The sequence below is a fragment of the Planomonospora alba genome (assembly GCF_039534085.1).
Taxonomy (GTDB): Bacteria; Actinomycetota; Actinomycetes; order Streptosporangiales; family Streptosporangiaceae; genus Planomonospora_B; species Planomonospora_B alba.
This window is the reverse complement of the sequence record NZ_BAAAUT010000033.1, coordinates 1-18,676: the sequence shown is the minus strand read 5'-3', so window position 1 is coordinate 18,676 and position 18,676 is coordinate 1. Positions and strand designations below refer to the sequence as shown.

General features: G+C 74.0%; 17 protein-coding genes. 4 read left to right on the top strand and 13 right to left on the bottom strand.

Features of this window, described 5'->3' with window-relative positions; translation table 11 throughout:
- Positions 1–122: 122 nt before the first annotated feature.
- Genes ABD823_RS20435 through ABD823_RS20425 form a run of 3 tightly spaced genes read right to left on the bottom strand, consistent with a single transcriptional unit; the run spans position 123 to position 3,921 of the window.
- Entirely contained in the window at positions 123–1,211 is a 1,089-nt protein-coding gene (locus tag ABD823_RS20435; protein ID WP_344861941.1) for a threonine aldolase family protein, read from the bottom strand.
- Positions 1,208–1,846 carry an SDR family NAD(P)-dependent oxidoreductase gene (locus ABD823_RS20430; RefSeq protein WP_344861939.1) on the bottom strand — a complete coding sequence of 213 codons (639 nt, stop codon included), beginning with the start codon at positions 1,844–1,846 and terminating at the stop codon, positions 1,208–1,210. The genes ABD823_RS20435 and ABD823_RS20430 overlap by 4 nt, the downstream gene beginning before the upstream one ends.
- Positions 1,843–3,921, bottom strand: coding sequence for a DUF6421 family protein (locus ABD823_RS20425; RefSeq protein ID WP_344861937.1), 2,079 nt, complete (start codon positions 3,919–3,921; stop codon positions 1,843–1,845). The genes ABD823_RS20430 and ABD823_RS20425 overlap by 4 nt, the downstream gene beginning before the upstream one ends.
- A gap of 349 nt (positions 3,922–4,270) precedes the next feature.
- Between ABD823_RS20425 and ABD823_RS20420 the strand changes: the two genes are divergently transcribed.
- Positions 4,271–4,636, top strand: coding sequence for a DUF2267 domain-containing protein (locus tag ABD823_RS20420; RefSeq protein ID WP_344861935.1), 366 nt, complete (start codon positions 4,271–4,273; stop codon positions 4,634–4,636).
- A 426-nt stretch (positions 4,637–5,062) separates the two neighbouring features.
- Here the strand turns inward: ABD823_RS20420 and gdhA are convergent, their stop codons facing one another.
- On the bottom strand, positions 5,063–6,406 hold the full coding sequence (gene gdhA, locus ABD823_RS20415) for an NADP-specific glutamate dehydrogenase (protein ID WP_344861933.1): 1,344 nt from the start codon (positions 6,404–6,406) through the stop codon (positions 5,063–5,065).
- Between the two features lie 215 nt (positions 6,407–6,621).
- Between gdhA and ABD823_RS20410 the strand changes: the two genes are divergently transcribed.
- Entirely contained in the window at positions 6,622–7,326 is a 705-nt protein-coding gene (locus tag ABD823_RS20410; RefSeq protein ID WP_344861931.1) for a hypothetical protein, read from the top strand.
- Here ABD823_RS20410 and ABD823_RS20405 read toward each other — a convergent pair.
- From ABD823_RS20405 to ABD823_RS20365, 9 genes are all read right to left on the bottom strand, one after another.
- On the bottom strand, positions 7,266–7,934 hold the full coding sequence (locus tag ABD823_RS20405) for a response regulator (protein WP_344861929.1): 669 nt from the start codon (positions 7,932–7,934) through the stop codon (positions 7,266–7,268). The two genes, ABD823_RS20410 and ABD823_RS20405, sit on opposite strands and share 61 nt — an antisense overlap.
- A complete protein-coding gene (locus tag ABD823_RS20400; protein WP_344861927.1) occupies positions 7,931–9,097 on the bottom strand; it encodes a sensor histidine kinase in 1,167 nt (388 codons plus the stop codon). The genes ABD823_RS20405 and ABD823_RS20400 overlap by 4 nt, the downstream gene beginning before the upstream one ends.
- An 82-nt stretch (positions 9,098–9,179) precedes the next feature.
- Positions 9,180–10,697, bottom strand: a complete 1,518-nt coding sequence (locus ABD823_RS20395) for a serine/threonine-protein kinase (RefSeq protein WP_344861925.1) — start codon at positions 10,695–10,697, stop codon at positions 9,180–9,182.
- An 8-nt stretch (positions 10,698–10,705) separates the two neighbouring features.
- The gene (locus ABD823_RS20390; protein WP_344861923.1) at positions 10,706–12,358 is read right to left on the bottom strand and encodes a hypothetical protein; all 1,653 of its coding nucleotides are present in this window, start codon (positions 12,356–12,358) and stop codon (positions 10,706–10,708) included.
- A 184-nt stretch (positions 12,359–12,542) separates the two neighbouring features.
- A complete protein-coding gene (locus ABD823_RS20385) occupies positions 12,543–13,256 on the bottom strand; it encodes an adenosylcobinamide amidohydrolase (protein ID WP_344861921.1) in 714 nt (237 codons plus the stop codon).
- Positions 13,253–14,029 (bottom strand): ABC transporter ATP-binding protein, encoded by a 777-nt coding sequence (locus ABD823_RS20380; protein WP_344861919.1) that lies wholly within the window; start codon positions 14,027–14,029, stop codon positions 13,253–13,255. The genes ABD823_RS20385 and ABD823_RS20380 overlap by 4 nt, the downstream gene beginning before the upstream one ends.
- A complete protein-coding gene (locus ABD823_RS20375) occupies positions 14,026–15,024 on the bottom strand; it encodes a FecCD family ABC transporter permease (protein WP_344862058.1) in 999 nt (332 codons plus the stop codon). The genes ABD823_RS20380 and ABD823_RS20375 overlap by 4 nt, the downstream gene beginning before the upstream one ends.
- Positions 15,025–15,258: 234 nt before the next feature.
- A complete protein-coding gene (locus tag ABD823_RS20370) occupies positions 15,259–16,209 on the bottom strand; it encodes an ABC transporter substrate-binding protein (protein ID WP_344861917.1) in 951 nt (316 codons plus the stop codon).
- Positions 16,210–16,494: 285 nt separating this feature from the next.
- A complete protein-coding gene (locus tag ABD823_RS20365) occupies positions 16,495–17,349 on the bottom strand; it encodes a Gfo/Idh/MocA family protein (protein ID WP_344861915.1) in 855 nt (284 codons plus the stop codon).
- A gap of 95 nt (positions 17,350–17,444) precedes the next feature.
- Between ABD823_RS20365 and ABD823_RS20360 the strand changes: the two genes are divergently transcribed.
- On the top strand, positions 17,445–18,053 hold the full coding sequence (locus tag ABD823_RS20360) for a histidine phosphatase family protein (RefSeq protein WP_344861913.1): 609 nt from the start codon (positions 17,445–17,447) through the stop codon (positions 18,051–18,053).
- Positions 18,054–18,149: 96 nt separating this feature from the next.
- Positions 18,150–18,572, top strand: a complete 423-nt coding sequence (locus ABD823_RS20355; RefSeq protein ID WP_344861911.1) for a hypothetical protein — start codon at positions 18,150–18,152, stop codon at positions 18,570–18,572.
- Positions 18,573–18,676: the final 104 nt, after the last annotated feature.

The following is an 18,676-nucleotide window of genomic DNA, read 5'->3' as shown; positions in this document are numbered from 1 at the left end:
CGCCGGCCGTGAGGAAACGAAAAAGGCCGCCGGTGAACGGCGGCCGTTTTCTTCTGCGCAGTCGAAGGCTGGCTAGCGGATCCGCCGGAAGGCGGCCCGCCACAGACCCAGACTGCGGTGATTCACGCGGAGGATTCTACTTCCTCCGCCAGAGCGGCGGCAAAGGCGTCCACGTCGGCCTCGGTGGTGTCGAACGCGGTCATCCAGCGGACCTCGCCGGTGGCCTCGTTCCAGGTGTAGAAGCGGAAGCGCTTGCGCAGCCGCTCGGCCACGTCCCGGGGCAGGATCGCGAAGACCGCGTTGGCCTCGACCGGACGCGGGATCTCCACCCCGGGCACGTCCCGGACCGCCTCGGCGAGCCTGCGGGCCATCGCGTTGGCGTGGCGGGCGTTGCGCAGCCACAGGTCGCCGGCGAGCAGCGCCTCGAACTGCACCGAGACGAAGCGCATCTTGGAGGCGAGCTGCATCGCGCTCTTGCGCAGGTAGCGCAGGCCGCGCACGGCCCCGGGGTCGAGCACCACGACGGCCTCGCCGAACATCAGCCCGGCCTTGGTCCCGCCGAAGGAGAGCACGTCCACCCCGGCGTCGGTGGTGAACTCGCGCATCGGCACGTCCAGCGCGGCGGCGGCGTTGGCGATGCGGGCGCCGTCGAGGTGGACGAGCATGCCCAGGCCGTGGGCGTGCTCGCAGATCGCCCGGATCTCCTCCGGCGTGTAGAGCGTGCCCAGCTCGGTCGTCTGGGTGATCGAGACGACCTTCGGCTGGGCGCGGTGCTCGTCGCCGAAGCCCCACGCCTGCCGGTCGATCAGCTCGGGGGTGAGCTTGCCGTCCGGGGTGGCCACCGGGAGCAGCTTCAGCCCGGCCGTGCGCTCCGGCGCGCCGCCCTCGTCGGTGTGGATGTGCGCCGACTCGGCGCAGACCACGGCCTCCCAGTGCGCGGTCATCGCGCGCAGCGCGACCACGTTGGCGCCGGTGCCGTTGAAGACCGGCCACGCCTCGGCCGCCGGGCCGAAGTGCTTCTTGAACGTCTCCTGCAGCGCCTCGGTGTAGACGTCGTCGCCGTAGGCGATCTGGTGCCCGCCGTTGGCGAGTGCGATCGCCGCGAGGACCTCCGGGTGCACCCCGGCGTAGTTGTCGCTGGCGAAGGTCTTCAGGGAGGGGTCGTGCCTGCGCACGGCGTCGGTGCGCAGGCCGCTGGTCTCTTCCGTCACGTGGTGAGGTCCATCCGGGTGCCGTTGGCGTCGGTGTCCCACAGGCCCTCGATCGCCGCGGCGAGGTCGTCGACGTCGGTGAAGCCGGGGAACGTCTTGTCCGGGCTCGCCGCACGCATGCCCTCGTGCACGAGCGCCTTGACGACCAGGATATTCGCGGTCGCGGGTGTGCCCTCCAGCGCGTCGGCGAAGGCGAGCGTCCACGCCTCGGCGGCGGCCTTGGCGGCGCCGTAGGCGGCGTTGCCCTGGGTGGGCCGCTCGGCGGCCTTGGCGGAGACGATCGCGAACCGTCCGCGCCCGCTCGCCTTCAGCAGCGGCTCGAAGGCGAGGGTGACGTGCTGGAGGGTGCGCACCAGCAGGTCGTGCAGGAGCGCGGCGTCCTCCAGCTTCGTCTCGGCGAACGTCTTCGACCCGCGCCAGCCGCCGACCAGGTGGATCAGGCCGTCGATACGGCCGTGCTCTGCCTGGACGTCCGCGGCGAGCTTCCGTACGGCCTCGTGGTCGAGCAGGTCGACCGCGAGGGTGCCGTCGGCGCCGGTCCTGTCGACGCCGATGACGGTGTGGCCGGAGGCGGTGAGGCGGCGGACGGCGGCCTTGCCCGCGGGGCCGGCGGCGCCGGTGACGACGATGATCATGCCCGGATTCCCTTCGTGGAGTCGACGACCTCGCCGAGCTTACGGCGCAGCGCTTCGTAGAACATGCTCAGCGGGAACTCGTCGGGCAGCACCGCGTCCACCACGGCCTTCGGGAAGCCCTCCACGGGGAGCGCGTCGACCCCCCTCGCCCAGACCGAGGCGGGGTGCGGCTCGACGTAGGCGGCGACGAGCTCGTGCGCGGCCAGCCAGTGGGCGAGCTTGGAGCGGTCGATGCCGTCTCGGTAGAGCTTCTCCACCTCGCCGCGCAGGTCGGCGACGCCGTCGGCGAGCCGGGACCAGTCGACGCCGAGCCGGTTGTCGGTCCACCGGACGATGCCGTTGCGGTGCAGGTAGGCGAAGAGCAGCTGGCCGCCGAGGCCGTCGTAGTTGCGGACCCGGTCACCGGTGATCGGGAAGCGGAAGAGCCGGTCGAACAGGATCGCGTACTGCACGTAGCGGGCGTGCGGCACGCCCTCGGCCTCCAGTGTCACCGCCTCGCCGAACGCCGTCAGGTCGCAGCGCAGCTCCTCCAGCGCGTACAGCCAGTACGGCATGCGCTGCTTGATCATGAACGGGTCGAACGGCAGGTCGCCGTGGCTGTGGGTGCGGTCGTGGATCAGGTCCCAGAGCACGAAGGTGTCCTGGGCCAGCTCCTGGCTGGCCAGCAGCCGGGCGGCGTCCGGCGGCAGGGCCAACCTGAGCGTGTCGGCGGCGGCGCGGCCGACCCGGCGGAAGCGGGCGGCCTCCCGGTCGCAGAAGATCGCGCCCCAGGTGAAGCGGGCCGGGGTCTCGCGGACCGCGACGGTCTCCGGGAACAGCACCGCGGAGTTGGTGTCGTAGCCGGAGGTGAAGTCCTCGAAGGCGACCGGCACGAACATCGGGTTGTCGTAGCGGGTGCGCTCCAGCTCGGCCAGCCACTCCGGCCAGACCGTCCGGATCCAGACGGCCTCGATGTGCCTGCGGGCGCTGCCGTTCTGGGTGTACATCGGGAAGACGACGAGGTGCTCCAGGCCGTCGACGCGCTGGGTGTCGGGGTGGAAGGCGTTCAGCGAGTCGAGGAAGTCGGGCACGCCCAGGCCCTGCGCGGCCCACTTGCGGAAGTCGGCGACGACGGCGTCGAGGTAGGCCGCGTCGTGCGGGAAGCGGGGGGCCAGCTCCGCGATCCGGCCGGTGATCTCGTCGATCAGCGCGGCGGCCAGGTCGCGGTCGCCCTCGATCGAGCCGTCCTTCGCCTGGAGCGGCTGGAGCCGCTCGACGGCGCCGGCGAGCGCGGTGAAGGCGGCGCGGGCCGGGTCGTCCTCCCCGCCCCGCGCGGCACCGGACGTCTCGGGCACCCGGGCGGCCCAGATGACGAGGTTGCCCCAGAGGGCGGCGTGGTCGTGGTCGTCGATCGAGTCGTCGCCGAACAGGTCGGAGTCGGCGAGCACGACGACGCGGCCGGCGCCGTGCCGTACGGCCAGCGCGAGCGGCGCCCCGGCGGGGTCGGCGGTCGGGGAGGTGGAGAACAGGACCGTGGCGTCCTCGGGGCCGCTCAGCACGCCGGCGCGGTAGAAGCAGGCGCGGCGGGCCCCGGCCAGCAGGTCCTCCTCGCCGCCCTCGCCGGGCACGCCCATGACCCACGAGGCCACGCCGTTGTGGGCGTTGCGCACGTCCTGGACGGTGGTGTGCCGGACGCGGACGCCGAAGACGTCGAGGAGGTCGGCGAGGTTGCTGCCGTACTTGTCCTGCTCGCACTCGGCCAGGACGACGAGGCCGCCGCCGGCGGCGACGTGGGCCTCGATCGCGTCGAGCTCCTCGGCGGGGAAGAAGGGGCGGCCCAGGCCGGTGGTGCGCTCCCAGCGGCCGGACGAGGGGTGGGCGATCACGAGCACGTCGGTGCCGGCGAGCACGGCCGGGGTGAGCGCGCCGCCGGTGTGCGCGGTGACGGTGCAGCCCAGGCGGCGGAGCAGGCCGGCGGCCCGGGCGTAGCTGTTGTCGTCGGGGTGGCCGGGGTTCATCGTCTCGGCCACGTCCCGCCGGATGGTCCACGACTCGCTGTGTGCCTCGTCGAACAGCACCCGCGGGAATGCCCTCACGACAAATCCTCCTCCAGATGGGATGTATCGGAGGAAAATATACACATCCTTTCCCATGTGCCACACGTGTCTTGCCGTACGGTGGCGCTCGGCCGAACGCCTTCCGGCCCTCGGCAGGCGAATGCCTTCCGCCGACTCCTCCCGGCGGACGGCGACCCCGGGCCTCCGCGCGCCCGGGCGGCCGGTGGGCCGCGGCGCGGAGCGGAGACCGGGCGGACGCCGGGCCGTATCCGCGATCGCCGGCGGGCCGGGGCGCGGAGCAGGCGCCGGGCCAGGATTCGTTCAAGCCCTGTTTGGCACTGTGGCGACCGGGCACGCCTTCGAACCGAACAGGAGGGGAGGAAACGCCATGAACGAGGGCGAATTCATCAAAGTCGTATGTAACGAGTCGGGGCTCTCCCGCGACCAGGCCGAGATCCTCACCCAGGCCACGCTGGAGACGCTGTCGGAGCGGCTGACCCCCGAGGAAGCCGACGACCTCGCCGCCCAGCTGCCCGAGTCCATGCAGGACCTGCTGATCTCCGACCGGGAGACCCCCGACGACTTCGGGCTCGACGAGTTCGTCCGCCGGGTCAGCGAACGTTCGGGCGCGGACGTCTCCGAGGTCCGGGAGGACGTCTCCGCCGTCTTCTCGGCGCTCCGCCTCGCGGTCACCCCCGGAGAGCTGGACGACGTGCTGGCCCAATTGCCCAGGGAGTTCGCCGAGGTGCTCTGACGCCTCGGTCCACGCGCTCCGGGGTCCGCACGGGTCCCGGAGCGTTCCGTGCGGTCCCGCCGGGTTGGCGGGACGGGCCGCGCCGTACCGGCCGGACGGGGAGGCGGCGGGCGTCGTCGGCCGGGGTGATCGGTGCCCGGCCGGTCCGTCGTCCGCCGGGGGGCTGGACGTCCGCCCGGGGCGGGGACGTCCGCGGGAGGCGGGGAGGCGTCCGCTCGGGGCGGGAAAAGGTGTGCGCCAGGGACTCCGTTGTCCCTGGGCTCTGTCAGCGCACGCGCCGTGCCCTCGGGCAGGCGCCTGCGGGGTCGCGCGCCGCATCCGGCGCGCGCTGGGGAACGTTTCCCGGCCCGGGGCCGGTCGATCCGGTCGAGGACGTCGTTGTCAGGAGCCGGACCCCACGGGAGACGTCCGCCCGCGTCCTCGGCGTCAGATCAGGCCGAGGGCGAGGATGGCGTCGGCGACGCGCTTGAAGCCGTCGATGTTGGCGCCGGCCACGTAGTCGCCGGGCATGCCGTACTCGTCGGCGGTCGCCAGGCAGCGGGCGTGGATGTCCTGCATGATCTCCTGGAGGCGGCGCTCGGAGAACTCGAAGCTCCACGAGTCGCGGCTGGCGTTCTGCTGCATCTCCAGCGCGCTGGTGGCCACGCCGCCGGCGTTGGCGGCCTTGCCCAGGCCGAAGGCCACGCCCGCCTCCCGGAAGACGCGCACGCCCTCCGGCATGGTCGGCATGTTGGCGCCCTCGCCCACCGCGATGCAGCCGTTGCGCACCAGGATCTCGGCGTCACGGCCGGTGAGCTCGTTCTGGGTGGCGGACGGCATCGCCACCTCGCACGGCACCTCCCAGACGCTCCGCCCCGCCACGAAGGCGGCCTCGCCGCCGCGGCGCTTGGCGTAGACGTCCACGCGCTGGCGCTCGACCTCCTTGACCTGCTTGAGCAGGTCGAGGTCGATGCCCTTGTCGTCGACGACGTAGCCGGAGGAGTCGGAGCAGGCGACGACGGTGCCGCCGAGCTGCTGGACCTTCTCGATCGTGTAGATCGCGACGTTGCCGGAGCCGGAGACCACGACGCGCTTGCCGTCGAACGACGTGCCGCGGGCCTTGAGCATCTCCTCGACGAAGAAGGCGCAGCCGTACCCGGTGGCCTCGGTGCGCACCTGGGCGCCGCCGTAGCCGATCCCCTTGCCGGTGATGACACCGGACTCGTAGCGGTTGGTGATCCGCTTGTACTGGCCGAACAGGTAGCCGATCTCGCGCCCGCCGACGCCGATGTCACCGGCCGGGACGTCGGTGTACTCGCCGAGGTGGCGGTAGAGCTCGGTCATGAAGCTCTGGCAGAAGCGCATGATCTCGCGCTCGGAGCGGCCCTTGGGGTCGAAGTCCGAGCCGCCCTTGCCGCCGCCGATCGGCAGGCCGGTCAGGCTGTTCTTGAAGATCTGCTCGAAGCCGAGGAACTTGACGATGCCGAGGTAGACCGAGGGGTGGAAGCGCAGGCCGCCCTTGTACGGCCCGAGCGCGCTGTTGAACTCGACCCGGAAACCCCGGTTGATGTGCACCTCGCCCTGGTCGTCCTCCCACGGCACCCGGAAGATGATCTGCCGCTCGGGCTCGCAGATCCGCTCGATGATCTTGGACTCGGCGTACTCGGGGTGCTTGCCGAGGACGGGGCCGATGCTCTCCAGCACCTCGCGGACGGCCTGGTGGAACTCCGTCTCACCCGGGTTGCGGCGCAGGACGTTGTCATAGACGGATGCCAGTTTTTCGTGCAACATCACTGATCTTCCTGATTGTCGGATCTCACAACCGTGGTCTAGACCTTATGAGATCCCCTTGACGCGGTCTTTACCGGCCCCCCCCGGATGAGACGCCTTACCCCGGCAGGGGGACTCCGGATCCGTCGGGCGGCGGACGACCGGAGAGGGACCCCGGACTTATCGTCCTGGAAGAAATGCCAGGTCATACCCGCCGCACAGGCAAGGAAACCCCAATGATCAAGGATTCGGCGGACTTCCGGCGCATCGCCTCCGGCGTGCTGCTGATCACCGCCCCGCTCCTGCAGGCCGTCGCCGTCGTCATCGACCCGGGCACCTGGGGCGACGACCGCGAGGCGGTCAGCTACGGCGCCTCCCCCGCGCTCGCCCAGGCCGAGTCGGTGCTCTACCACTGGAGCTGGATGCTGATGGCCGTGGCCGCCTTCGGCCTGCTGCACGTGGTCCGGCGCCGCGCCGTCGTGCTCGGCCACATCAGCGGCGCCATGACCGTCCTCGGCTACATCACCATGTCGGCGCTGCTCATGTCCGACCCGGTCGAGTGGTGGCTGGGGCAGCGCCACACCCCCGAGCAGGCGCAGAAGTACCTCGACGAGATGATGGGCCTGCCCGGCATCGTCCTCGGCTACCAGCTGCCGTGGATGTTCTTCGCCTGGCTGGGCCTGCCGCTGCTCACCGTCGCCGTCTGGCGCGCGGGGGCCGCGCACTGGTGGGTGCCGCTCACCGTGGCCGCCGGCTACCTCGGCTCGATCCCGGTCCCGTACGGCCCGCTGACCATCCCGTTCTGGGTCGCCCCGGTGGTCGCCCTCGGCTCGGTCGGGGTGCGGTTCCTGCGGATGGGCCGCGAGGAGTGGGTCTCCCACTACCCGACGGCCGCGCCCGGCCGCACCACTCCCGACTCGTACGCGAAGACCACCGCCTGAGCGCGGTCGCGCAGGTGGAGCTTCATGAGCACGCGCGCCACGTGGGTCTTGACCGTGGCCTCGCCGACGAACAGCTCCTTGGCGATCTCGGCGTTGGTCAGGCCGCGGGCCAGGTGGCGCAGCACCTCCAGCTCGCGCGGGGTCAGGTCGGCGAGCTGGGGCGGGGGCGCGGGCTCGTGGTGGCCGGCGAAGGAGGCGATGACGCGGGTGGTCACCGCCGGGTCCAGGAGGGCGTCGCCGCCGACCACGACGCGCACGGCCTCCACCAGCTGCTCGGGCGGGGAGACCTTGAGCAGGAAACCGCTGGTCCCGGCGCGCAGCGCGGCGTAGAGGTTCTCGTCGGTGTCGAAGGTGGTGAGCATGACGACCTTGGGCGGGTCCGGCCGGCCGAGCAGTTCCCGGGCCGCGGCCAGGCCGTCCATGCGGGGCATGGAGATGTCCATCAGGACGATGTCCGGCCGGGTCCGGCGGGCCACGGCGACCGCCTCCAGCCCGTCGGCGGCCTCCCCGACGACCTCCATGCCGGGCTCGCTCTCCACCACGAGCCGCAGCCCGGCGCGGACCATCGCCTGGTCGTCGGCGATCACGATGCGGATGACGTCACTCATACCAGTACCTCCTCGGAGACGGGGAGCCGTGCGCGGACCCGGAAGCCGCCCTCGGGGCGCGGCCCGGCCTCGAACGTGCCGCCGAACAGGGTCGCGCGCTCGCGCATGCCGATGAGGCCGTTGCCGGTCGACAGCGCCGACGCCGCGCCGCCGGCGCGGCCGGTGTCGAGGACCTCCACCTCCACGGAGTCGGCGTGGTAGGCCACGCGGACGGAGATCTCGGAGTCGCCCGCGTGCTTGACCGCGTTGGTGAGCGCCTCCTGCGCGATGCGGTAGGCGGACAGGTCCACGCCCGGCGCGAGCCGTACCGGATCCCCGGTGACCTCCAGGGCGATCCTCAGGCCGGAGGAGGCGAGCGAGTCGACGGTGGCGGCCAGCATGCCCAGTCCCGGCTGCGGGACGGCCTCGTCCAGCGGCATGCGCAGCGCCCCCAGCATCACCCGCAGTTCCTCGACCGCCTCGCGGCCCGACCGCTCGATGCCGAGCAGCGCCTCGCCGTCGCCCCCTCCTCTGCGGCGCAGCGCCCCGGCCTGCATGACCATCATGCTCACGCTGTGCGCGACGACGTCGTGCAGCTCGCGGGCGATGCGGACCCGCTCCTCGGCCACGGCCTCGGCGGCCCGGCGCTCCCTGTCGCGTTCCAGCCGTGCGGCGTGCTCGGCCAGGCGGCGGGCCCGGGCCGCGTGGGCGTGCACCGCCAGGCCGGTGAGGTAGGCCGCGCCGAAGACGACGGTCAAGAAGACGACCTCCTCCAGCGGGAGCCACCGGTGGTCCACCGCGCCGGAGTCGAAGACGAGGATGCCCGTCACGGCCCAGGCCAGCCCGGGCTTGACCGGCAGCTCCGCGCCGACGGTGTGGAAGACGAGCAGCAGGGAGAACAGCTGCCAGACCTGGCAGTGCTCGTAGCCCTGCCGGTGCCAGGCGTACTGGACGATGATCATCAGGATGAAGACCGCGACCGGCGACCGGCGCCGGAACCAGACGAGCGCGCCGGTGACGAGCGCCTGGCCGACCCACCACAGTTCGGGCGTCTCGGCCGCGCCGTACTCGGTCGCGACGGTGAAGGCCTCGAACGTGCCGAGGGCGATGATCGCGGCGCCGATCAGCAGGTCGACTCCCGGCACCGTGCGGAGGCGGCCGGGAAGAGAGAGGGGAAGCGCCATGCCGGGAGACTAAACCGTCACGTCCTCATTGCATACGGGACAGAGCACCCGGACAAGTCGCTTGCAAGTGGGCTCCAAGTCCTCAGGAGACCGGGAAGGACACGCTCCGCACGAACCGGCCCGCCAGTGTGTCCTCGCAGCGGCTCGGCGCGCAGAAGTAGATCATGAGCGCGGGCTCGTCCGGCCGCTCCACCGCGTAGCCGACGAAGTCCAGCCGGCCGCCCTGCTGCGGGTCGGCGATCGACCCCTCCAGCCGTACGGCGGGCCGCCCGCCGACCCGGACCTGCACCACCTCGGAGAAGACGCTCACCGTGCCGGGCAGCGACGACTGCAGGGTCTCCTGGAGCTGCTGGGCGCCGCCGCGCGGGTCGAGGGTGTCCAGCGTCTGCGCGTAGACGCCGGTGGCCTCCTCCGGCTCGGTCCTGATGATCTCGTTGACGGCCGCCCAGTCGGCGGTCACCGGCGTGCTGAACAGGGTCCGGAACTCCTCGGCCCGCGGCGCGGAGATCGTGAACACGTCCGCGTGCTGGATCGTCGTCCAGTCGGCGGGGTGCTCGAAGGCGACCGGCACCGCGGCCGAGCCCCGGTAGGCGGCCCAGGCGTCCTCCCCCCGCAGCACCACGGCCAGCACCGCCACCAGCGCGACGATCACCGCGATCGCCGCCCCGGCCCCGACGAGGATGCGCCGCCCGCCCGGGCGGGGCCGCCGCGGCCCGCGCGTGCCCGGCCGGGTCTGCTGGATCCGGTAGGACTGGCCGCTGATCGCGTCCCGCAGCTCGGTGACGAACTCGGTGCAGCTGGCGTAGCGCTGCTCGGGCGCCTTGGCCAGCGCCCGCCCCATCACCGCGTCGACCTCGGGCGGCAGCTCCGGCCGGAGCGTGGTGAGCGGCGTGGGCGGCTCGGCCAGGTGCGCCCAGAGCAGCGCGATCTCGTTGTCGCGCTGGAACGGCAGCCGCCCCGCGAGCGCCTCGTAGACCACGCAGGCCAGGCCGTACTGGTCGCAGCGGCCGTCGATGGTCTCCTTGTTGATCTGCTCGGGCGACATGTAGCGGGGGGTGCCGATGAACTGGTCGGTCTGGGTCAGCCCGGAGATGGAGGTGCGGTGCTTGGTGATGCCGAAGTCGGTGAGGTAGACGTGCTCGCCCTCGGTGTGCCCGGCGATCAGGATGTTGGCGGGCTTGACGTCCCGGTGGATCAGGTCGTGCGCGTGCGAGGTGTCCAGGGCGGCGGCGACCTGCGCGAAGATCCGGTTGACCTGGCTGACCGGGAGCGGCCCCCGGTCGTACAGCAGGCGGCGCAGGTCGGGGCCGTCGACGTAGCGCATCGCGATGTAGAGGGTGCCGTCGTCGGCGGCGTCCGCCTCGTAGATCGGGATGATGTTGGGGTGGTCGATGCCGGCGACCGTCCGCGACTCCAGGATGAAGCGCCGGCGGAACCGGTCGTCCTCGCCGAGCAGCGGGTTGAGGACCTTCAGGGCCACCCGGCGGTCGAGCCGGGAGTCCACCGCGAGGTAGACCACGGCCATGCCGCCCTTGCCGATGACGTCCTCGACGCGGTAGCCCGCCACCTCCTGGCCGATGAGCGCTCTGTCGTTGTTCACCGGTGCCGTCACACCTCGACCGGGTGCCCGCAGAAGCCGCAGAACCGGTGGGCGGGGCCCAGCCGCATCCCGCAGGCGGTGCAGTACTTGTGGGCGGCCCCGGCGGCTCCCCCGCCGGACCGCTGCGCGGCGTCCGCGCCGGCCGCGCCCGGTCCCGTGTCCGCACCCGCGCCGCTCCCGGCGCCGGTCCCGGATGCGCCGTCCGCGTCCGGCCCCCGGGCGACCAGCACGGGACGGCCCGGCCCGGTGGACGGCCCGCCGGGCCGGAGCTTCGGCAGGGCGGGGAAGGAGCGCCCGACCACGACCGTGGGGTCGGCCCCCTCGTCGACCGGGGGCCGCCGCGGGACGCCGGCGGGCGGCTCGGGCACCGGCGGGCCGGTCTCCACGGTCCCGTCCTCCTCTCCCGGGGCGGCCGGGTCGGCGCGCCGCCACAGCAGCAGCGCCCCGGCGGCCACCGCCGCCACCAGCACCCCGCCGCCGGCCAGGAACGGCCAGAGCGGCGGCCCCCCGCCGCCGTCGGCGGGCGCGGTGGCGGCCCGTTTCGTCCCCTCGTCCTCGGCGGTGCCCCGCTTGGCCTGGGAGGTCTTCAGGTGCGCGGCGGCCACGACGTGCCCGGGGTAGAGCTCCAGCACGCGCTGGAAGGCCGGGACGGCGTCGCCGTAGTACCTGGTGTGGAAGCGGGTCAGCGCCTGCTCGAAGGCGGCGTCGATCGGACCGCGCCGGGCGGTGACCTTCGCCTCGGCCAGCGCCGTGGTGATCTCCCGGACGCCGATCATCCGGCCGTCCTTGCCCCCGCCCACCAGCAGCCCGATGACCTCGCCCTTCTTGTCCTCGATCACCGGCCCGCCGAGCAGCCCCCTGTCGATGAGGGCGCCCAGCTTCACCGGCTCGTCGGCCTTGCCCTCGGGGTCCCTGAACCCCCGCCCGCCCCCGCCGGCACCCCCGGCGCGCAGGTGGGCGATCTCCACGGTCTCCGGCCGGTCCGCCGCGGGACGCCCGGTGAACCCGGCGACCGCGACCGGCGCGCCCTCCTCGTCCGGCACCTCGGCGCCCAGCGGCGCGGTGGGCATGCCCGCCCCGCCGTCGGCCCGGCCGGCCGGCACCAGCACCGCCGGGCTGTCGGGCTCGTCGCCGGTCCCGGCGATCTCGGCCCGGAAGCCCTCGTCGTCGGCGGGCGCGATGTTCGGGAAGATCCGGATCTCGGTGGTGACCTCGATGATGCAGGTCGCGGTGGACCTCGCGGGCGGATAGCACTGCTGCAGGTGGCGGTCGAGCCGGTCGTCGTCGAGCTTGTGCCGCTTGAAGTCCGCCGGGATGTCCACCTTGTGGTGCTCGGCGAAGACCTTGTTCGCGGCGTACACCTCGACGTCCTTGTCGGTCTCCACGACCCGGGTCAGCGTGACGACCGCGCCCTCGGGGTTGACGACCGTCCCGGTGCCGCTGCCGATCGGCACCTCGTAGCCCCGCTTGACGTGGACGATCTCGTCGAGGTGGTCGAGCAGGGTGATGTCGACGTGCGCCGTCGCCTCGACGCGGACCACCGCGGGGGTCACCAGGTCGGTGATCCCGCTGGGGTGCTCGTGCGCCAGGGCGGCGGGCGTCGCGGCACCCGCCAGCACGCAGCCGCCGAGGAGTGCCAGAACCGTTCCGAGCCGCCGCATCGCCACTCCCTAGGGGGATGAGACCAGGGTCGCAACCTATCGCCGGAAGTCAATAGAGCGCCCGGCGAACGGCGCATCGATCCCATAACCGATCAGCGGCCGGAGCGCCGCGCTCCTTGCCCGGACGCTCCGCCCTTTACGGCTGATCCGCCTGTTACGGCCGATCCGGTCCGGGACGACCCGGTCACCGGCCGATCCGGTCACGGGCGGCCCAGTCGCGGGCGCCCTGCCGTACGGCCCGGTGGACCGCGCGGGCGATGCGGGCGCCCCAGACGGAGCGGGGGCCGCCGAAGAGCTCCTCGGGGCCGTCCTCCCGGGCGACGACGCAGACGGCGTCGGAGGCGGTCCCGGTGCAGCCGAAGCCCTCCTCCAGGAGCGCCTGGGTCTTGGCCTCGGTCACCGTCATGACCGCGTTGACCAGCGCGGCGTCGCCGAGGGCGACCGGGACCGTCACGACGATGTTGACCGTGCCCGGGGCGTACGGCGCCGCGGGCGGACGGGGCGGGCGCATCGGCGCGAGCTCGGGGTCGGGGACCCCCTCGGGGGAGGCGGCCCAGGTGGGCACGCGCAGGCCCACCGTGGCCACGGCCCGGGCCCCGCCGTCGGCCGCCCGGGTGAAGCGCTCCACCGCGGCGGCGGTGAGCATGCCCACGCCCGGGCCGGGCGGGGCCAGCTCGCGCAGGTGCTCGGCCGGGTCCATGCGCGCGTAGCCCCCGGGCACCTGGGCGTTCAGCACCCACTCGACCGGGCCGATGCCGCCGCCGACCAGCGCGGAGGAGACCGCCCGCCACCCGGGGCCGAACCGCCACAGCAGCGAGGCCAGCCGGACCCCGTCCTCCACGCGGTGGTCCAGCCCGAAGGGCCCGGCACGGCCGGCCGGCGGGGGGCCGACGGTCATGCGGGGCGCTCCAGGTGGACTCCGGGCCTGCCGCCGGGTCCGGTCTCGACCCGGACGCGGGCGCCGAAGTGCTCGCCGATCAACCTCTCGGTGAGCACCTCCGCGGGGGCTCCCGAGGCCGCCACCCCACCGCGCGAGATCAGCGTCATCGTGTCGGCGTACTGCCCCGCCACGCCGAGATCGTGCAGGGTCGTGACCACGGTCAGCCCGTCGGCCAGCCGGAGCCGGTCGACGAGCTCCAGGACCTGCTGCTGGTGTCCCAGGTCGAGGGCGGTGGTCGGCTCGTCCAGCAGCAGGACCGGGGCCTGCTGGACGAGCGCCCGGGCGAGCACCACCCGCTGGCGCTCGCCCCCGGACAGCCGGCCGAGCCGGCGGGAGGCGAACGGCTCCAGTCCCAGCCTCCGGAGCACCGACGCCGTCACCTCCCGGTCCCTGCGGCTCTCCCGCCCCAGATACGGGATGTACGGCGTGCGGCCCAGCAGGGCGTAGTCGAAGACGGCCATGTCGGCCGGGAGCGACGGGGACTGCGGGGCGTAGGCGATCAGCCTGGCCCGCTTGCGGGGCGGCAGGCTCCGCACGGGCACGTCGTCGACGAGCACCTCGCCCGTGCAGGGCAGCACCCCGGCCAGGGCCTTGAGCAGCGTGGACTTGCCTGCGCCGTTGGCCCCGATCACGGCGAGCCAGTCGCCGCGGCGCACGTGCAGGTCGATCCCGGACAGCACCTGCCTGCCGTCGAGGACGACCCCCAGCCCCTCGGCCCGGATCCGGCTCATGCCCCCTCCCCGCGGGTCATGCGCAGCACGGCGACGAAGAACGGCGCGCCGACGAAGGCGGTGACCACGCCGATGGGCAGCTCGGCCGGGGCCAGCACGGTCCGGGCGATCACGTCGGCGAGCACGAGGAAGGCAGCGCCGCCCAGCAGGGAGAGCGGCAGCACGACCCGGTAGGAGCCGCCCGCCAGGCGGCGCACGACGTGCGGGACGACGATGCCGACGAAGCCGATCAGCCCGCTGACCGCGACCGCCGCGGCGGTGGCCAGGGAGGCGGCGAGCAGTACGGCCAGCCGCGCCCGGGCCGCGTTCAGTCCGAGGCCGGTGGCCTCGTCGTCGCCGACCGAGAGCACGTCGAGCACCCGCCCGTGGAGCAGCAGCACGCCCACCGAGACGGCCGCGTAGGGGGCGGCGAGGGCGAGCTTCTCCCAGCCGCCGCCGACGTCGCCGAGCATCCAGGCGTAGATGCGTTCGAGCTCGTCGACGCCGAGCTGCTGCACGAACGTCTGGCCGGCGGTGAGGAAGGACGAGACGGCGACCCCGGCCAGGACCAGGGTCGCCGTCCCGCCGCCCCGGCCCGCGACGTTGCCCAGGGTGTAGGCGAGCAGCACGCCGCCGACGGCCCCGGCGAAGGCCGCCGCCGGGATGACGAGCGAGACGTCGTCGCCCGCGAGGAAGACGATCGCCGCCGTGGTGGTGAGCCCGGCGCCCGCGGCGGCGCCCAGCAGGTAGGGGTCGGCGAGCGGGTTGCGGAACACGCCCTGGTAGGCGGCCCCGGCGATGGCGAGCAGGCCGCCGACGGCCGCCGCGAGCAGGACCCGGGGCAGCCGCAGCTCCAGCAGCAGGCTCTGCTCGACGGGGGTGAGCCCGGCGTCGGCGGTCAGCAGCGGCAGCCAGTCGATCAGCTGCAGCACGGCCTGCCGGGGCGCGATGCCGGCCGCTCCGGCCAGCAGTCCCACGGTCAGGGCGGCCAGCAGGGCGCCGAGCGCGAGCAGCAGCGGTCCGGGCCGGAGCCCTGCCGCCCGCCGCGGCGACCCGGGGTCCCGGAGCCCCCCGGGCTCCGGGGTTCTCCCGGAGCCAGGGCTCCCGGGGCCCCCCGGCGCGCCGGGGTCTGCGGGCGCGGCCTCCTGTCCGCCGGGCGGGCGGGAGGGCGCCTCCCCCTCGGTGGCGGCCGGGTCCGGGGCGCGGCTCTGCGCGCCGGCGGTGCCGGCGCGGCGGGAGGGACCGGTCACCTACTCGGCCGCCGCCTTGCGCACGGCCTCGCCGACCTGCTGGGCGAGATCGGCGACGCGCGGCCCCCAGCGGGAGGCGACGTCGTCGTCGAGGGGGACGACCCGGTCGCCGGTGACGGCGGAGAGCTTGGACCAGCCGGGGCGCTCGGCCAGGGTGTCCCTGGACTGCCCGCAGCACTTGGTGTCGGCCAGGAAGATCAGGTCGGGGTCGGCCTTCGCGACGAACTCCGCCGAGAGCTTGGGGTAGCCCCCGGCCAGGTCCGGGGCCTTGTCGGCGATGTTGGTCAGGCCGAACAGGGCGTAGACCTGGCCGATGAACGTGCTGGAGGTCACCGAGTAGGGCGTGGTGTCCAGCTCGTGGTAGTAGGTCAGCTTCGCGTCCCCGGGCGCGGCGGCCACGGCCTGCTCGATCTTCTTCTTCATCCCGGCCACGACCTGCTCGGCCCCGGCCGCGTTGCCGGTGGCCGCGCCGAGGTCGGTGATCTGGTCGTAGGCCTCGTCGAGCTTGGCGGCCGCGGGCTCCAGCAGCACCGGGACGCCGACCTCGGTCAGCTCGGCGACGATGCCGTCGGTGTCGTTGGCGAGCACGACCAGGTCGGGCTTGTGGGCGATGACCGCCTCGGCGTTCGGCTTGAAGCCGGACAGGTCCGTCCTGGGCGCCTCGGCGGGGTGGTTGGACTGGTCGTCCACCGCGACGACCTGCGACCCGGCGCCGACGGCGAACAGGGTCTCGGTGGCGGTGGGCGACAGCGAGACGATGCGCTCGGGCCGCGCGCCGATGGTGACGGGGCCGTTGCCCGCCTCGACCGTGACGGGGAAGCCCGGGGCCGGGGCGGCGGTGGAGGGGGAGGCGGAGCCGCTCTGCGAGGCGGTGGTGGTGCTCTGGCCGCAGCCGGCCAGGGTCAGCGCACCGAGGAGAGCGCCCGCGAGGACGGTGCGTACGGGCCGCACGGGGAGGTCCTTTCACTTGCTGGAACCGAGGACCCGCGAGAACGCGACGGGCCACCCTTTTCCACGAGGGTCGACGGCGTCGGCGCGGCGGCAGGCGACCTGGCTCGGCCTGGGGCGGCCATGACAGTTGCGGGACAGCGCCGGACTCGCACCGGACTTCGCTGCGCGCTGCGCTTCGGACAAACGGTACCAACCCGCCCCGATGGTCGAGCCGGAGGCCGGGCGGGGGGACGGGCGGGGGGACGGGCGGTGCCGCGCCCCGCGGGCGCGGCACCGCGGCGCCCCTCACCCCAGCTGCGCCTCGGCGGCGGCGATGATCTCCTGCAGGCGCAGGCCGTGCGCGGCGTCGAGGGGGTGCCCGCCGCCCCGGCGCACGGTCGCGGCGAACTCGGCGACCATCGTGGGGAAGCCGTCGGAGCCGAGGGCGTCCCCGTCGACGGACTCGCTGCCGAGCCTGCCGTACACCTCGACCCGGGAGGGCGGGGTCGGTCCCGGCGCGCTCATGCACAGCGACGCCTCGCTGACCGCGCCCGTCTCGTGCTCCAGCAGCAGCCCGACCCAGCCCGTCGGGTTGCCGTGCGCGCGCACCCCGGTGACCGCGCCGAGCGCGGCGTCCAGCATGTCGATCATGTGCGGGCCGACGTCGAGGATCGCGCCGCGCTCCAGCCGCCACGGGGTGGCGAAGTGCCCGCCGAGCAGGGCGCCGGAGATGTTAGCCGCGTACCCGCCGAACGGCTCGATGGCCGACACCCTGGCCAGGAACGCGCGGGTGGCCGCCGCGTAGCGCCAGGTCAGGCACATCTGCGAGGCCACGCCCGCCTCACCGACCGCGTCGGCCAGCCGCCGGGCGCCGTCCAGGTCGGCCGCGAGCGGTTTCTCCAGCAGCAGGGCCTTGCCCGCCTTGGCCGCCAGTATCCCCAGCTCGGCCTGCACGGCGGGCGGCACCGAGAAGACCACCGCCTCGCAGACGTCGAACAGCTCCTCGATCCGCTCGAAGACCGGCGCGCCGAGCCGGGCGGCCGCCTCCGGCCTGCGCGCCCACACCCCCGCCAGCCGCGTGTGCGGTCCGGCCGCCAGCGTCGGCGCGTGCACCATCTCCGCCCACGGTCCCGCACCCACCAGACCCACAGATATCGTCACGAATCAAGCTTGCCACGGAACGCGGGGGGTACACGGGGCGTTCCGGCCGCCGCGTCCGGGACCGGCGCGGGCCGTACCGGCATTATGGACGGACCATGGACGAGATGATTCTGCTGCGGCACGGCGAGACCGAGTGGAGCCGCGACAGGCGGCACACCGGCCGCACCGACATGCCCCTCACACCCCGGGGCGAGGAGCAGGCGCGGGCGCTCGCCCCGCTGACCAGGGACAGGAGCTTCGGCCTGGTGCTGGTCAGCCCGGCCCTGCGGGCCCGCCGCACGGCCGAGCTCGCCGGGCTGGAGCGCTACGAGACCGACCCGGACATGTGGGAGTGGGACTACGGCGGCTACGAGGGGATCACCAGCGCCGCGATCCGCGAGACCCGCCCCGACTGGTACCTGTGGCGCGACGGCGTCGTCCCCGGCGACGCCGCGCACCCCGGCGAGAGCATCGCGCAGGTCGGCGCCAGGGCCGACCGGGTCCTGGAGCGCGCCCGGCGGGCCGCCGGCGCCGTCGCGCTGGTCGCCCACGGGCACTACCTGCGGATCCTGGCCGCCCGCTGGGTCGGCCGGCCGCCTGAGGACGGCCGCTTCCTGCGGCTGGACACCGGCACCTACTCGCGCCTCGGCTTCGAGCACGGCCGGCCGGTGATCCTCACCTGGAACGCCCCCGTCCGCCCCGGCCGCGGTCCGGCGGGGATCTAACAAAGCACTACCGGCCGCACCGGCGAAGGGCGCGGGCGGCGGGTAGGGGTAGGGGACGGAAGAGGTCCAGGTCCGATCCGATCCCTGGGAGGACTCATGAGGCTCCTGGCCCGCGCTCACCAGATCCCCGCCAGATCCGCCGCCGGGGCGATCATCCTGAACTCGGGGCTGGCCAAGACCACCGCCGACGAGGGGACCGCCGCCGGACTCCACGGGATGGCGGCGGGGGCCTACCCGTTCCTGGCGGACATGGAACCGGCGGAGTTCACGCGGCTGCTGTCCCGGGCCGAGATCGCCCTCGGCGTGGCGCTGCTCGTCCCCGTCGTGCCGTCGCTGCTGGCCGGGGCCGCGCTCACGGCCTTCGCCGGAGGGCTGTTCGGCCTCTACCTGAAGACGCCCGGCCTGCGGCAGGAGGGCAGCCTGCGCCCCACCCCGGAGGGCAACGCGATCGCCAAGGACATCTGGCTGCTGGGGATCGGCGCCGGCCTGGTGGTCGAGGAGCTCGTCTCCTGCCCCTGACGGCTCCCGCCGCCGGCCCGGCGCGCCCCTGACGGCTCCCGCCGCCGGCCCGGCGCACGGCCCCGGACCAGGCGAGCCCCCGGACCGGCCGGTCCGGGGGCTCG